Consider the following 14,279-nt stretch of genomic DNA (forward strand, 5'->3'; position numbering starts at 1 on the left):
CGGGCTTGCATCGTCGGCTTTAAGATTTTGTCAATCTGTGCCGGAACGGGACACACATGAAGCCGCGTTTGAAATCAAGTCGAGCCGCCCGCGAACTCATTAAAACTCATGAGGAGTTTTTGGGCACTGCCCAGAAACGGGGGAAGCGTTGGGTCGTGGGTTTTGGCCATACAGCTGCCGCACGTGAGGGCGTTAGCGTTACCCGCGATGATGCTGAGCTGTTATTGCTTTATGATGTGTTACAGGCCGAGCAGGCGATTGATAGCGCGGTCGGTGAAAGCCTGGCCCCTGAGATCCGCGATGCTTTGGTCTCCTTTGCCTGCTCGATCCGTCCAGGCGCGTTTAAAGTCTCGGATGTGGCGCGTTTGGCCCGCGATGAGAAGCACCGCGAAGCCGCAGCAGCCTTAGAAACTTGGGTCCGGGTGGAGCAAGATGGCCGTCTGGTCGTGTCTGAGCGCTTGACCCGGCGCCGGGCTGCAGAAAAAGCGCTTTATCTCAAAGGTTTGAAGTCCTCGACCGCTTTGGCGTCTGCGCCCGTTCCTGCGCCGAATTCCGCACCCGTTGTGGCTGCGCCGGTCGTGGCACCGGTAGAAGCCACGCCTGCGGTTCAAACCGAGACACCTCAAGGCGTTGAGGCTCAAACTGAAGCGCCGATCGCCAATGATGATCTGGTCGCGGCCAATGATGTGGCTGACGACATCCTTGAAGCTGATGCTACACCTGCCCGTGAAGGCGTTGAAGCGGCGGCCAATGACACGGCGGTCAAGGATGAGCCGCGCCTGGGCCAGCTGGTCGATCTCGATATCGCGTTCGAAGATAGCCCAGACCAAGAGGATGGCCTCGCAGAAGACGTGCTTATCGCTGAAGCAGCCATTGATGCTGAAGACACGGTTGTCGAGGCTGGGCCTGTTGAAGAGACTGATGAAGCTCCCCTCGAGGCTCCTGCTCAAGTCACTGACTATGACCCCTCGAGCCTGTGGGGTCGGGAAAACACACCCAGCCTCGATCAACAAGCGCTCAAAGTCTATCAGACCCAGGCGCAAGCTGAACGGGCCGCGATTGATTATTATAAAGGTCAGGGCGAAGGCGAAGATCAGATCACGCGCGATGAAGATCGCTTAACGGGCGCGGAAACATCGCCTTTCCTGGGCGGTGAAAATACCCCCAGCTTGCACCCGAAAATGGCCGAGCAGATGATGGCCTTCGCCCAGGCGCAGACCGCTTTGGTGCGCTTCCAAGTTGAAGATGAAGATCTTGCTGAAGCCCTCGTGCACGCGGACGCTGAAGACGTGACCGCCGGTGAAGAGCAAGCCGACGAGGCTGAGCCTGAAGCCGCTGTGGCTGTAGAGCACGCGGCCGAAGTCAGCCCCGTTCAAGAGGCGGTTGAAACGCCAGCCCCGGCGCTGAGTGATGTCGTGGCGGACGAAGGGGTTGAGATCGAAGCCCATATCGAAGAGCTCGAGCCTGCGCGTCATGATGATGATGCCGAGCGTGAAGCGATTGAGGCCTCTCTTGCGCAATTGGAAGCCGATCTGGCAGGCCGCGAGGGGCATGCCCTTAGCGTTGAAAGCCATGATAGCCCGGATATCGCGTTAGAGCGTGATGCGTTTGTTGATGTGGAAGCGGTCGAGACGACTGCGCCCGTTACAATCGCGCCAGAGGCTGAAACCAAAACCGAGAGCGAAACTGAGGCGGCACCTCTCGCCGTGGAGGCTGAGGCTGAAGCCGAGCTTCACACGTCTTCGCCTGAAGACGCAGAAGCGCGCCACCGCCAACAAAACGAAGCCGTTCAGGCCGTGATCGCGCGCATGGCGGCGCAGATTGCGACCAGCGTCGATCTGTCAGCGCTAACGCCCAACGCAGAGACCGCTCAAGACGGCAGTGAGGCTGCGCCCGAAACCCATAGCCAGCTGGGCTATTCCTTCCTCGATACCACGACGCATGGCGTTAATCTGGACGTTGAGGCGCTGAACATTCAGGCACCGGCAGAAACGCGTGTGGCTGATGTGGATGCTGAGGCGCAAGTCCAGAGCCCTGAAGAGCGCGTAGAACCGGCAGAAGACGAGGCTCTTGAGCGGGGGGATCAAATCGCCCAAGGCCCTGGCCCGATAGCCGAACCTGCGGCGCGTAAAATTCATGAGCCGATTGTCATCTCATTAGATGAGGATCGTCCCAAACCGCCCCAGCACATCACCGGTCCCGCACAAGCGGCAGGTTTCAGTGGGGAGGTGGCCGCGAGCACCCGCCCTTTAGCTGAAGCGACCGCCCTGGCGGCGGACGAAATGGCGGCCATCGTCCAAGAGGATGAAGAGGATTTGCACCCTGAATTGATCAGTGGTGCGGATAAAGCCCATGCGTTCTTGGAAGATGAAGTGATCGAAGCGGCCTCAGCCCATGATGGTCCAGACTGGATCTTTGGGGTGACTTTGTTGGCCGGGGCGGGCTTTGCCGCGCTGGGGGCCTGGGATGTCATGTCCAATTGGGATTATTACACCCAAGAGGGCTTTATGATGGTGGGGCCAACCGCCTTGGTTTTGGGCCTTATTTTGGTGGTGTCTTCGGCCTGGTTCCTGCTGTCACGCATAACCGACCGCAAGGGTAATCGCGAAAATACCTAAGCGAAATTTGCACTATCAAGTGTGCTTTACACACAAAGTTGAAGACATGTAACTTGCGTTGAGCCTGACTTGACGGTCAATTCGTCTTTCAAAGTTGATTGAGGGGGAAATTATTATGCAGAGCGTTTTGAGATTGAGATTTCTATGCGCGTTTCTGGCGATTACAGCCATCGGGCTCACCTATATCCCAGATGCCTTTGCACAAAGTGAAGACCCGCGATCCCTCGCATTGGCTGAGACGGGGGCGACTTATGCCCGCGATCATGAATTTGATGGCGTTGTGTTGGTCGCTGAACATGGCAGTGTTCTTTATGAAGGCGCATATGGTGAGGCTGACCGTAATTGGTCTATTGCCCATACGCCCCAGTCTAAATTCTTGATCGCCTCGATGACCAAGTCGCAAACCGCAATTTTGGTCATGCAATTGGTTGAGACCGGGGAGCTGTCTTTGGAGGGGGTAATAGGGGATTATCTGCCTGATTATCCTGCGTCCTATAAAGACCGCATTACCTTGCATCAGTTATTGTCGCATCGCTCGGGTATTCCCCATTACCCTCAAGTCGAGGGCTGGATGGAGGGGCGTTTTCGCACCCCCATCCGTGATGATGACTTTCTTGCCATTATTGCGGGTATGGCGTTGAATTTCGAACCGGGTAGCGAAAGTCGCTATTCAAATTCTAACTATTTTATTCTGGGTAAGATCATCGAAGCGGTCACTGGTGAACGCTATGAAGATGTCTTACAAACGCGCCTTTATGATGTGTTGGGCATGGACGCGTCTGGTACCCGAGTGAATGGAGAGATCCTTCCTCAATTGGCTCAATCCTATGTCCGTGGAGAAGACGGTGAGTGGGTGCAGTCGGGCTATATCAATATGGATCTCTTCGTGGCAACTGCATCAGTATACTCGACCGCGCACGATCTTTTAAAGTTAGACCAGGCGCTTTACGGGACTCAATTGGTCAGTGAAGCCAGCAAGGCGCGATTGTTTGATCGCGAGACGCCCTATGGGTGGTTTGTTGGTGATGTGCCCTTGTGTAATGGCGCGCGAAACACCCCTGTTATCGCTTATAATGGGGGATTAGAAGGCTTCGTCAGTTTTATGATGCGTCTTCCTGAAGAGCACCGCAGTGTAATCGTATTGAGTAATTCAGGACCAGATTACGACACGATGGTGGGTTTCGCTGCTGAGATGGCAGAAGAGCTATATTGTGGAGGCTGAGTTCGTGTCTTTACGATGAAATCAGGGCCGTGTGATCTCTTGACGAAAGCCGAGGGCGTGGCTATTGCCCTAGGCTATGATCTCGAACCATTATCCCACCCTTGATTTCGCGCTGGGCGATACTGCGGATATGATCCGCGATACCGTAGCCAGCTTCGCTGCCGACAAAATCGCGCCTCGCGCGGCTGAGATTGACGCAAAGGATGAATTCCCGAGCGATCTGTGGCCTCAGCTCGGTGAATTGGGCCTTTTGGGCCTTACCGTGGAAGAAGAGCTGGGCGGAACGGGCCTTGGCTATCTTGAACATTGTATCGCGATGGAAGAAATCAGCCGCGCTTCGGCCTCGGTGGGTTTGTCCTATGGCGCACACTCCAATCTGTGTGTGAACCAGCTGCGCCTCAACGGGAATGACGAACAGCGCGCGAAATATCTGCCCAAATTGATGAGCGGGGCGCACATTGGTGCCCTGGCGATGTCAGAACCCGGTGCCGGGTCTGATGTCGTCTCCATGCGCTTGAAGGCCGAGAAACAGGGTGATCGCTACATCCTGAACGGTTCGAAAATGTGGATCACCAATGGTCCCAGTGCCGACGTGTTGGTGGTCTATGCGAAAACCGATCCTGAGGCGGGCTCGAAAGGCATTACCGCTTTCATCATCGAAAAGGGCATGAAGGGCTTCTCCGTCGCGCAAAAACTCGACAAATTGGGTATGCGCGGTTCTGAAACCGGTGAGTTGGTTTTTGAAGACTGCGAAGTGCCTGAAGAGAATATTCTGGGCCATATCGGCGGCGGTGTTCGCGTTTTGATGTCGGGCCTGGATTATGAGCGCGCTGTGCTGGCGGCCGGTCCCATCGGGATTATGCAGGCCTGTATGGATGTGGTGATGCCGTACATCCATGAGCGCAAGCAATTTGGCCAAGCCATTGGTGAGTTTCAGCTGATCCAGGGTAAGGTCGCGGATATGTATACGCGCCTGAACGCCACGCGCGCCTATGTCTATGCCGTGGCTCAAGCGTGTGATCGCAAACAAACCACCCGCAAAGATGCTGCGGGCGCGATTTTGTTCGCCGCCGAAGCCGCCACGCAATCGGCGCTGGATGCGATCCAGATCCTGGGCGGCAATGGCTATATCAATGAATATCCCACGGGGCGTTTATTGCGCGATGCCAAGCTTTATGAAATCGGTGCGGGCACTAGCGAGATCCGGCGCTGGTTGATCGGGCGTGAATTATTTGCCGAGAGCAAATAAGCACGATGAAGCTTTGATTTAAAAAAGCCGCTCTCATTTCAGGGCGGCTTTTTTATTTGCAGAGTATCAGCGCAAACCCCGCCCAGCCGTTGAGGTTGAGCCCATGGGCGGTTTGCGTTTTGAGATCATAGGTGAGGGGGTCAATATTGCGTTCGCCCCAGCTATGATCATTGCGCCCATCCTGGGGGTCATAAAGCGATAATCCCTTATTATGCAGCAGCCACCAATGGTGGGGTGGGCTGCTGGTTTTGCGATGATCTGCGAGGGTCCAGAGCAGGGCTAGGCTATCTTCCCCGCGTACCCAAGCATCATCATGGCGCTGGGGGATGTGGTGCGCGTTGAAATAATGGCGTTCCCCGGCCCAGAGATCTTGCGCGCCTAGGCCATGGAGATGCGCGCCAAAATCATCGCTGACAAAATAGCTCGCGCGCGCTTTGGGCCTGAAAGCGCTAAACAGGGCATGAAGGCTTGAGGGCATCTCATGGCCCTGACGCGGTACATTGCGATGAGGATCATATTCGGCACTGGCCGCGTTATACTGAAACATCCCATAACCGGTTGTGGCGATTGGGCTGACCTTGGCCTGATCATAGGGTGCGCGTGTGATAAGACCTGTTGCACCATAAAAGATATGGGCTTGTTCAGACGCATTCGCTGCGTCTTGATCCGTGCTGGGATTATAGCTGAAGGGCACATCATGCAGATCAGCCCCTGTGATATGGGGTAAGCGATAGCGCACATGCTTAGGTTTGATCGTAGAGGGTTTACCCCAGGCCAATAAGCCCGCCAGTATGCAATAGGCCCCACTACACACGGTTCGCGCCGGTTGGCGCGCGCTGATATCGACTTTCATCTCTTCCCCCAAGGTTTGGAAAAAAAGGGGCAGGTTCGGCGAGGATGGATGTGAGGGCCGACCCGCCCCAGTGTGTACGCGGTGTCGAAGCGGTCTTATGCCACTTCGATCCACAGCCCCATCCAGGTGTAAACCCCGATATTGGCGGCAGGGAAGGGATTGAGCGGGGTGTCGACATTAGGCCCGGCAAATGCCCAGGCATTACCTGGATTGCCCGACGCCGGGTCATACCACAGATCGTTAGAGCCGCGGGCCAGCCAGTGCGAAGGCATGCCGCCTTGACCGACCAGAACGATTTGAACGGTGTTGGTGCCGATATAGCTGCTGGGCAGATAGTAGCTATTTTCTTGCAGATTAAGGGAGGTATTGGCCAGCGTGCGGATCAAACCGGCTTCGCTGTCAAACAGACCCGGCACGCCATTGGCGTTGAAGTAATCGGTCAAAAAGCGCTGACACTGGGTCGTGACATTGACGGTGACCGTGGTGCCGGGCGCGGTTTGTTGAATGGCCGAGCAAATAGAATAAGGCGTTGAAAGCTTTTGGTTGGCATTGATCACCACGCCGGGGCCATTTGCAGGCTGGTATTGGGTGGCCGGGGTGGAGTTGACCGGCGTTACAGGCAAAGGTGAGGGCAAAATACCGGTGATGCCATAGAGCATATCGGCAAAGGGTGAGACCGCGCCCGCATGGACAGGGTTCACGACCACAGCCCCAGGGGTCAACAGACCATAGGTATCGCTGCCGAAATGGGGCGTTGGAGTGAACATCTCATAATTGACGGGGTTCATGGCATTGTTCAAAGCGTGAAGTGCAGCCGTGGTGGCATAGGCCCCACACGCATTGGAACCGGCGAGCTGAGCGCCTTGGAAGGTAATATTGGGCATAGTGCACCCATCCTTCTTTTATGGCGAGTTTGATCTCGCCGAAGTGATGCACCACCCGGCCTCTAAAATATGCAATTACAGGTTGTCGTCAAGCCGCTTTTTGCGCGCTTTTCGCTTTTTAAAGCTGTTTCAAGGTCTTGCTGGCCTGACGTGCCAGGCTTGGATGCGCGTCCAGGGCTTCACTGGCGGCGCGATAGCCCGCCTCAACGGCATCGTCGAAACGCTTCCACTCGCGTAAATCCATGTCGATTTGCGGTAAGATCAACAGGTCGGCGGCTTCTTGGGTCTGGGAATGTTCTTCAGCTGTGCCCACGGTCGCGGCGCGAATCAACAAAGAGGCGATGGGGGGCGGATCGGACAGGCCATGCTTGGCGGCCCAATTCCAAAAACTGGGCGGATTGATGAAATCCTCGACTGAGATGCCGCGTGCGCGGGTCACATCGCAGCCGATGGTGGCCCCGCGGTGAAAGGCGCGCATTTCGCGGGCGGGAAAATTGTTGAACACCGCGCCATCAACCAGAACGTCCTGGCCTTCGATAACGGGCGGTAGCAGGCCGGGGATCGCGATGGAGGCGCGCAGGGCCTCGCGTAGTTTGCCCGAGCGATGAACACGCACCTCACCATTGGTGAGGTTGGAGGAGATACAGAAAAATGGCCGCGGCAGGTCGCAGATATCATCCTCACCAAAGTGATGCTTCAAGCGCTTATCGACTTTATGGCCTTTGGTCATGGCGATGACGGGCAAGGTCCAGTCACTTAAAGGATTGGTCTCAACGAAAGCTTCACGCACGCGCGCTTCCAGCTCCTGATTATCCCAGCCTTTAGCGACCCCGGCGGCGATGATTGCGCCCATGGAGACCCCGCCGAGGAAGTCAAAACTCAGCCCCGCCTGGCGTAGCGCCTTGATGGCCCCGATATGGGCATAGGCGCGCGATCCGCCGCCCGAGAGCACCAGACCCAAGGAGCGTCCTGTGATCGTGCGCGCGAGATGATCGACATCCTCGTGATTATCCTGGCGCCAATGGAAGACCCGCGCGGCCCCGGCGGCCTTGGCCCATTCGGCTGGATTACAGGCCGGGCGCGTGCCATTGAAATGGAGAAGAACGACATCAATCAGCTTGAGTTTTGCGCTCGGGGCCGGGCTTTCGGGCATTAAGGGGTTGGAGGGCATGGCATCATCGCGCGCCAGGATCCAGACCCGATCAGCCCGGTTCATGGCGCGTTTCGACCATTTAGTTTGCGCCAGGGTGGCACAAATCAAAGTAATATCGTGATTGGCGTCCATGCGGTCGAGCTTGGCCGGGGCTTCATCGACCAGGCTTTCATCCATGACCAGCACATTAAGGCCAAATTCTTCGAGCGCCTGACACAGCCGTGCCGTGCGAAAACGCAGATCAATACTGGGCGAGGTCGCGATCAGGGCAAAGACTTTGGGTTCATTGCGCGCGCTGGGGCTGTTTCCGCGCAGGCGATGCAGCATCATGCGCGCCAGTTCACGCATCAACGAGCCATGTTTGCGCGTCAGGGTGTCAAAGGCGCGCTTGGGCAGGCGCATAATCTCACTATCGCGAAGCGCATAGACGCTGGCCGAATGGGGGCGGTCTTCAACGAGCGCCATTTCACCGACCGGTTCACCGGCGCGAATATGGCCGACCAAATTGGGTCGTCCGTCAGCCCCCTTATGAAAGGCGGCTAAGGCCCCAGAGCGCACCAGATAGAAGGCATCACCTGGATCGCCTTCTTCAAACAGGATTTGACCCGCAGGCAGGCAGAACCATTCAACCTCGTCCTCGACGGCGTTGAGCGCGGCGCGTTCAACGCGGCGCAGAAAGGGCATGCGATCTAAAGGAATCAGCGGCATAGAGACAATTCAACGCGCACAAGGTTAAGATCTAATCTTACCAGCTTTGCGGGGCCAGCCAAGCCTTTGTGCGGGGTTGTCCCCAGCGCGATATGTGTCGCCACGCCATTGCCAGGGCCACGCTTTCCACGCTAAGCCATGGTTTCAAACGTCTCGCCTGATCCTGATGAGGGGGTAATATGTCTCAGATCCAATCCCAGCTGGACCCGAATGCGCAAAGTTTCAAAGACAATGCCGCCCATATGGAAAGACTGGTTGAGGACTTGACGCAAAAGACCGCGACGGCCGGATTGGGCGGTTCAGAGCGCGCGCGTGAAAAGCATCTTTCCCGTGGTAAACTTTTGCCGCGCGATCGTGTTGAACGCCTGCTCGATCCTGGTGCGCCTTTCTTGGAAATCGGGGCCTTGGCCGCCAATGGCATGTATGAAGGCGATGTCCATGGCGCGGGCATGATTACCGGGATTGGCCGGGTATCCGGGCGCGAGGTAATGGTCGTATGTAATGACCCGACCATTAAGGGCGGGGCCTATTATCCCATGACCGTGAAGAAGCATTTGCGGGCCCAGGACATCGCGCGCGAAAACCGTTTGCCCTGTGTCTATCTGGTCGATTCGGGCGGTGCGAACCTGCCCCATCAGGCTGAAGTTTTTCCAGACCGCGACCATTTTGGCCGCATCTTCTATAATCAGGCGACCCTGTCGTCTGAAGGTATTCCCCAGATCGCGGTGGTGATGGGCTCGTGTACCGCAGGCGGGGCCTATGTGCCGGCCATGTCGGATGAAACTATTATTGTGCGCAAACAGGGCACGATTTTCCTGGGCGGGCCGCCTTTGGTGAAGGCCGCAACGGGTGAAGTGATTTCTGCTGAAGATCTGGGCGGGGCCGATGTCCATGCGCGCCGCTCTGGCGTGGCCGATCACTATGCGGCCAATGATGATCATGCGCTGCAACTGGCCCGCCAGGTGGTGAGCCATCTCAATCGCAAAAAAGATATTCCGCTCGATCTTAAAACGCCCCAAGCCCCCGCCTATGATCCTAAAGAGCTGGGCGGGGTTGTGCCCCAGGATGTACGCACGCCCTATGATGTGCGCGAGGTCATTGCGCGCATCGTGGATGGCTCGAAATTTGATGAATTCAAAAAGCTCTATGGCGAGACTTTGGTGACGGGCTTTGCCCATATCCATGGTATGCCGGTGGGCATTATCGCGAATAATGGCGTGTTGTTCTCCGAATCTGCGCTTAAGGGCGCACATTTTATTGAGCTGTGTTCACAACGCGGTATCCCGCTGGTCTTCTTGCAGAACATTACCGGCTTCATGGTGGGCTCGAAATACGAATCCGGCGGCATCGCCAAGGACGGGGCCAAGCTGGTGACGGCGGTGTCCTGTGCCAAAGTGCCGAAAATCACCATCCTGATCGGGGGCTCTTACGGGGCGGGCAATTATGGCATGTGTGGGCGCGCGTTCAGCCCGCGCTTCCTCTTCATGTGGCCCAATGCGCGCATTTCCGTGATGGGCGGCGAGCAGGCGGCCAGCGTACTGGCCACCGTCAAGCGTGACGGGATGGAAGCGCGCGGCGAAAGCTGGAGCGCTGAGGAGGAAGAGCGCTTCAAGGCTCCGATCCGGGAGACCTATGAGAAAGAGGGCTCGCCCTATTACTCCACCGCGCGCCTGTGGGATGATGGCATTATCGCCCCGCATCAAACCCGTGATGTGATTGCGCTCTCGCTTTCGGCGGCGCTCAACGCCCCGATCGAGCCGACAAAATTCGGCGTTTTCCGAATGTAAGATCAAAAAGCCCCCCGCCGCCGCGAGGGGCTTTTTTTTTTATTCCGCGGCCGCAATCCAGGTCAGGCTTTGCGCTTTAAGGCCTTGATGGAACTCCTGCTCAGAGCCAAAGCGAATAAAGCCGTCAATAATCAGCGCGGCAAAGATCGCCAACACGCCAACCACGACGGAAATCAGCGCTAAGGCGGCGCAGAAGAAGGACACCACCGCCATGATGGCAGCGATGGGCGCACCGGCACCCGTGGCGGCCACGGCCAGGGCGAGGGCGAGTAAGATCCCACAGACCAGCGCGAAGGCGGTCGCTGATAGCCCGGCAATCCCGGCAACGCCCATCAGGCAATCTTTGACGTATTCCAGGATTTGTTTCTTTTTATCGTCGGCTTTCAGCCCTGTATCGACGGCACTGACATTGACTTTGCGCTGGGGCACGCGCGCCAAAGTTTCTTGGGAAAAGGTGAAGCGGCCACGAAGATTAGGCAGAAGGGTCAAGATCCGCTCATCGTGAACAACGCTGGCCAGGGCCAACTCGATATCATGGGGTTTGAGATAGCTGATCGTGCGCAGATCTTGCGGGTTGGCCCGATCACAGGCGCTGTTGATGGCGCGCACCATATCGGGCTGGGTGCGCATGGTTTCATAGACCTCATGCTCTGGGCAGCCACAATGCTCGGCAGTATTGAGCACGGCATGTTTGAGCGTGTTCACATTGTCGAAATTAAAGCCGGTGGAGATGATTTCCGGCAGATATTTAACCACACCGGCCAGATCAATTCCGGCCGTGATCAAACCAAAGGCAAAGGGCGGCAGCAGCGGCACGCGGATGTCCACGCGATCACCCACCCCGGCAATGCTCCAGCGTGCATGGGCGTAAATATCCCCACTGCGATCATCAATGCCTAGCGTGATGCTGGCACTGGCGCTGGTGAAGAACAGATTGACGCTGTCTCCGACGGTAATCTCGGGATTGGTATAGCTCAGGGAGACATTCCAGGTCTTTGATAAAATATCAGAGATGCCCAGGCGGATCGTGAAGTCGATATGGCTATCACGGACCGTCCAATTAAGGGCAAACACACCGGCATCAAAGCCACCTTCAGTACGACCCGCGCGCGCAATCGCCATCGCGCGCAGAATGTCCGGCTCCGGGTGATCATCAGGCGCATTGTGCGCGATATGTGGGGGGATGTCGCTACGCGGGGCGGGGGAGACAAGGGAAAGTTGAGACATGGGAATAACCTCCAAGCAGGGGATCTGCTTATGTCTTGAGTGAAGGCAGGGTATCGAATTTAATATTTGAAATAAATGCTGCTTTATTTAATTTGGGAAGGGTTTTGACTTCAGTGTAACTTAAATCATAATCATTGTGATATTAATTTATTACGACATTGATTGCGTGGGCGGGTTTTCGCGTCAGCGCTCACTCATCGCTTGAAGAGTGTTCAGAATGCTGAAAGTCTCTGGCCATAACGCCAAGGGCAGTGAGGTGGAGCTGGCGGCCTATATCACCGGTGTGGCGCAGATTAACGCAAGCACTGGGCAGTTCACGCGCGTGCGCTTTACCGGCGATGATGTCAAACCCCATCCCGCCGCACGCTTTAGCCATTTTGACTTTGATGTTCATATGGATACGCCCTGGCCGGGCGGGCCACAGCTGATCACCGATCAAAAGCTCCATATCCAGGGCCGCGCCATGTTTCAGGGCTTTGATGGCCTGCAAGAAGGGCTCAATCGTGATTTCGTTTCCGCAAACCGGTGAGATAGTCCTGTGGAACACACTGGATTAGCCCGTTAATTTAAAAACTTGCCCGAAACTCATGATGCGATTATAAAAGTCTTAACCATGGGCAGGGGAAGTCAAATGGATATCTTGAACGACGTATTGGATTTTGCGCGTGCGGGCTTTGCTGAAGTCAACGCGTTACAGGGCTTGGTTATCGCGCTGATCACCGCGCTGGTGATGACGGAATGGAAACGCTTACCCTTCTTCGTGTTGGGCGCGGTTGTGGTGCATATCCTGGTGGATGTCTTGGCACCGGTGTTTGCCAATGGCGCGGCGTTCCGCCTGCCTGATTTTCTGGAGCTTTATTTCTGGAAACAGGTCGGCCTATTGCTGGTCGGCTATCTGGTGATCATTTCGATCCTGGTATTGATCCGCCGCCTGGTGCTGAAACGCTAATCCTAAAAGGCCCTTCGGGGCCTTTTTCATAGCGCCGAGATCTCGGTTTCGTGGAGATTTCGTGATAATTCCGCGATGGATGAAGCTTTTTGGTTGATATTTCTTAACGATTTGTCACTCTAGGCCATCAAATCGCCTGAATTCGCGCCGGTGAGGGTCATGGCGCGGCGAAGGGTGGGGTATCAGATGAGGGGATCATCATGGAAGAATATTTGAACTTGGCGATGAGCTATATTCAACCGGTCATGGATTGGTTGATGAATGGCGTTGCCGCCCACGGTCCGCAAACCGCTGCTGGGGATATCGCCTGGATCCATCTGGGCATCCAGATGGGTGTGATCGCGTTGATCATGGCTCTATTGATGCAGGAATATGCTGCGATCTTGATCATGACCGTTGTTGGCTTGATCGTTCACGTCATTGTTGACATCGCCTTCCCGATGATCCGCGAAGGCGCAGAGTTTGCCGTACCACCGGTGAGCGAGATGGCCTATTGGCAATATATGGCCTTTGGCGCTTTGGTCTATTTTGTCGGCATCACTGTGTTGTATCTGGTCAAGAGCCTGATCTTGCCGCGCGAATAGATCCTGGAGCTTGTCTGACATTTAAAGGGGTCGTGCTGTGGCGCGGCCCTTTTTCTTTGGGGGACTGTTTGTTTTGGGGGGGACGGGTTGCTTTGGGGGGCGAGAGGTATGCCAATGTCATGATGTTGCCCCGCCTTGGCCACGGCCTCGCCCTGGCTTAGAAAGAGTTTGACTTCTCTTTTTCCTCTCCAAAAGGATCCCCGTCATGAGCGAGCCCATCGAAACCCCAATGGCTGACCCTGTAGACGAGATTGTTACCTTAAACGTCACCCCGGGCGGCGTCGCTATCGTGACGCTTAATCGCCCGGATCGTCATAATGCCTTTAATGCTGATGTTATTGCGCGTCTGTCGGATATTTTTGAAACCCTGCGTGCCAATACCGATGAAGTGCGCGTGGTGTTCTTGCGCGGGGCGGGGCGCAGCTTTTCCGCCGGTGCGGATCTGGAATGGATGAAGGCTGCGGCCGATTGGACCCACGCCGATAATGTGGAGGATGCCAAAGGCCTCGCCCATATGTTGAAGCGCCTGTATGACTTACCGCAATTGACCTGTGCTCTGGTGCACGGCGCGGCGATGGGCGGCGGGGCCGGCCTGATGGCGGCGTGTGATATCGCGATTGCCACTCAAGATGCCAAGATCCGCTTTTCTGAGGTTCGCTTGGGTTTAACTCCGGCGACGATCTCACCCTTCGTGGTGCGTGCCATTGGGCCGCGTTGGGCGCGGGCCTTGTTCGCAACCGGTGAGGGCTTTGACGGCAAGTTCGCCCATCAGATCGGCTTAGCGCAATATATCGTTGAGGATGAAGCCGGTTTAGAAACCATGATGGACCATATCGCCAAGCTCGCCTTTGATGCCGCACCGGGCGCAGTCAAAGACGCCAAGGATTTGGTGGATCTGGTCTATGGTGAGGAGATCACCGACAGCGTGTTATCCAAAACCGCCCACGCGATCTCCGATCGGCGCACCAGCGCCGAAGGCAAGGAAGGCCTGGATGCCTTCTTGAATAAGCGCAAACCGTCTTGGATTGTCGAATAGCGCGCGTGT

Annotated in this window: 12 protein-coding genes; 8 read left to right on the forward strand and 4 right to left on the reverse strand. The window is 56.1% G+C overall.

The window, feature by feature from the left end:
* The first annotated feature begins 56 nt into the window (after positions 1–56).
* The 3 genes from H151_RS17115 to H151_RS0110365 all read left to right on the forward strand — a co-directional run bounded on the left by H151_RS17115 (position 57) and on the right by H151_RS0110365 (position 5,089).
* Positions 57–2,618 carry a lysozyme gene (locus tag H151_RS17115; protein WP_019961594.1) on the forward strand — a complete coding sequence of 854 codons (2,562 nt, stop codon included), beginning with the start codon at positions 57–59 and terminating at the stop codon, positions 2,616–2,618.
* A 115-nt stretch (positions 2,619–2,733) separates the two neighbouring features.
* Positions 2,734–3,840 (forward strand): serine hydrolase domain-containing protein, encoded by a 1,107-nt coding sequence (locus tag H151_RS16165; protein WP_019961595.1) that lies wholly within the window; start codon positions 2,734–2,736, stop codon positions 3,838–3,840.
* 76 nt (positions 3,841–3,916) lie between these two features.
* Complete coding sequence (locus tag H151_RS0110365; protein WP_019961596.1) at positions 3,917–5,089, forward strand: isovaleryl-CoA dehydrogenase; 1,173 nt, start codon at positions 3,917–3,919, stop codon at positions 5,087–5,089.
* Between the two features lie 52 nt (positions 5,090–5,141).
* On the opposite strand, the gene H151_RS0110370 is transcribed toward H151_RS0110365, so the two are convergent.
* The 3 genes from H151_RS0110370 to H151_RS0110380 all read right to left on the reverse strand — a co-directional run bounded on the left by H151_RS0110370 (position 5,142) and on the right by H151_RS0110380 (position 8,687).
* On the reverse strand, positions 5,142–5,942 hold the full coding sequence (locus H151_RS0110370) for a hypothetical protein (RefSeq protein WP_019961597.1): 801 nt from the start codon (positions 5,940–5,942) through the stop codon (positions 5,142–5,144).
* A gap of 95 nt (positions 5,943–6,037) precedes the next feature.
* Positions 6,038–6,826 carry a hypothetical protein gene (locus H151_RS0110375; RefSeq protein ID WP_019961598.1) on the reverse strand — a complete coding sequence of 263 codons (789 nt, stop codon included), beginning with the start codon at positions 6,824–6,826 and terminating at the stop codon, positions 6,038–6,040.
* Positions 6,827–6,944: 118 nt separating this feature from the next.
* Positions 6,945–8,687: a patatin-like phospholipase family protein gene (locus H151_RS0110380; protein ID WP_019961599.1), complete on the reverse strand. Its 1,743-nt coding sequence runs from the start codon at positions 8,685–8,687 to the stop codon at positions 6,945–6,947.
* 179 nt (positions 8,688–8,866) lie between these two features.
* Between H151_RS0110380 and H151_RS0110385 the strand changes: the two genes are divergently transcribed.
* Positions 8,867–10,474 carry a carboxyl transferase domain-containing protein gene (locus tag H151_RS0110385; RefSeq protein ID WP_019961600.1) on the forward strand — a complete coding sequence of 536 codons (1,608 nt, stop codon included), beginning with the start codon at positions 8,867–8,869 and terminating at the stop codon, positions 10,472–10,474.
* Positions 10,475–10,513: 39 nt separating this feature from the next.
* Here the strand turns inward: H151_RS0110385 and H151_RS0110390 are convergent, their stop codons facing one another.
* Positions 10,514–11,701, reverse strand: coding sequence for a hypothetical protein (locus H151_RS0110390; protein ID WP_019961601.1), 1,188 nt, complete (start codon positions 11,699–11,701; stop codon positions 10,514–10,516).
* Positions 11,702–11,918: 217 nt separating this feature from the next.
* On the opposite strand from H151_RS0110390, the gene H151_RS0110395 reads away from it, so the two are divergent.
* From H151_RS0110395 to H151_RS0110410, 4 genes are all read left to right on the forward strand, one after another.
* Entirely contained in the window at positions 11,919–12,230 is a 312-nt protein-coding gene (locus H151_RS0110395; protein WP_019961602.1) for a hypothetical protein, read from the forward strand.
* A gap of 102 nt (positions 12,231–12,332) precedes the next feature.
* The gene (locus H151_RS0110400; RefSeq protein ID WP_019961603.1) at positions 12,333–12,650 is read left to right on the forward strand and encodes a hypothetical protein; all 318 of its coding nucleotides are present in this window, start codon (positions 12,333–12,335) and stop codon (positions 12,648–12,650) included.
* A 200-nt stretch (positions 12,651–12,850) separates the two neighbouring features.
* Positions 12,851–13,234 carry a hypothetical protein gene (locus tag H151_RS0110405; RefSeq protein WP_019961604.1) on the forward strand — a complete coding sequence of 128 codons (384 nt, stop codon included), beginning with the start codon at positions 12,851–12,853 and terminating at the stop codon, positions 13,232–13,234.
* A gap of 205 nt (positions 13,235–13,439) precedes the next feature.
* Positions 13,440–14,270, forward strand: a complete 831-nt coding sequence (locus H151_RS0110410) for an enoyl-CoA hydratase-related protein (RefSeq protein ID WP_019961605.1) — start codon at positions 13,440–13,442, stop codon at positions 14,268–14,270.
* Positions 14,271–14,279 lie beyond the last annotated feature (9 nt).

It is taken from the genome of Woodsholea maritima DSM 17123 (genome assembly GCF_000382325.1).
Taxonomy (GTDB): domain Bacteria; phylum Pseudomonadota; class Alphaproteobacteria; order Caulobacterales; family Maricaulaceae; genus Woodsholea; species Woodsholea maritima.

Bases quoted from the DNA above. Each gene is read 5' to 3' on its own strand.
- H151_RS17115 (WP_019961594.1), top strand. From the start codon at position 57: ATGAAGCCGCGTTTGAAATCAAGTCGAGCCGCCCGCGAACTCATTAAA.
- H151_RS16165 (WP_019961595.1), top strand. From the start codon at position 2,734: ATGCAGAGCGTTTTGAGATTGAGATTTCTATGCGCGTTTCTGGCGATT.
- H151_RS0110365 (WP_019961596.1), top strand. From the start codon at position 3,917: ATGATCTCGAACCATTATCCCACCCTTGATTTCGCGCTGGGCGATACT.
- H151_RS0110370 (WP_019961597.1), bottom strand. From the start codon at position 5,942: ATGAAAGTCGATATCAGCGCGCGCCAACCGGCGCGAACCGTGTGTAGT.
- H151_RS0110375 (WP_019961598.1), bottom strand. From the start codon at position 6,826: ATGCCCAATATTACCTTCCAAGGCGCTCAGCTCGCCGGTTCCAATGCG.
- H151_RS0110380 (WP_019961599.1), bottom strand. From the start codon at position 8,687: ATGCCGCTGATTCCTTTAGATCGCATGCCCTTTCTGCGCCGCGTTGAA.
- H151_RS0110385 (WP_019961600.1), top strand. From the start codon at position 8,867: ATGTCTCAGATCCAATCCCAGCTGGACCCGAATGCGCAAAGTTTCAAA.
- H151_RS0110390 (WP_019961601.1), bottom strand. From the start codon at position 11,701: ATGTCTCAACTTTCCCTTGTCTCCCCCGCCCCGCGTAGCGACATCCCC.
- H151_RS0110395 (WP_019961602.1), top strand. From the start codon at position 11,919: ATGCTGAAAGTCTCTGGCCATAACGCCAAGGGCAGTGAGGTGGAGCTG.
- H151_RS0110400 (WP_019961603.1), top strand. From the start codon at position 12,333: ATGGATATCTTGAACGACGTATTGGATTTTGCGCGTGCGGGCTTTGCT.
- H151_RS0110405 (WP_019961604.1), top strand. From the start codon at position 12,851: ATGGAAGAATATTTGAACTTGGCGATGAGCTATATTCAACCGGTCATG.
- H151_RS0110410 (WP_019961605.1), top strand. From the start codon at position 13,440: ATGAGCGAGCCCATCGAAACCCCAATGGCTGACCCTGTAGACGAGATT.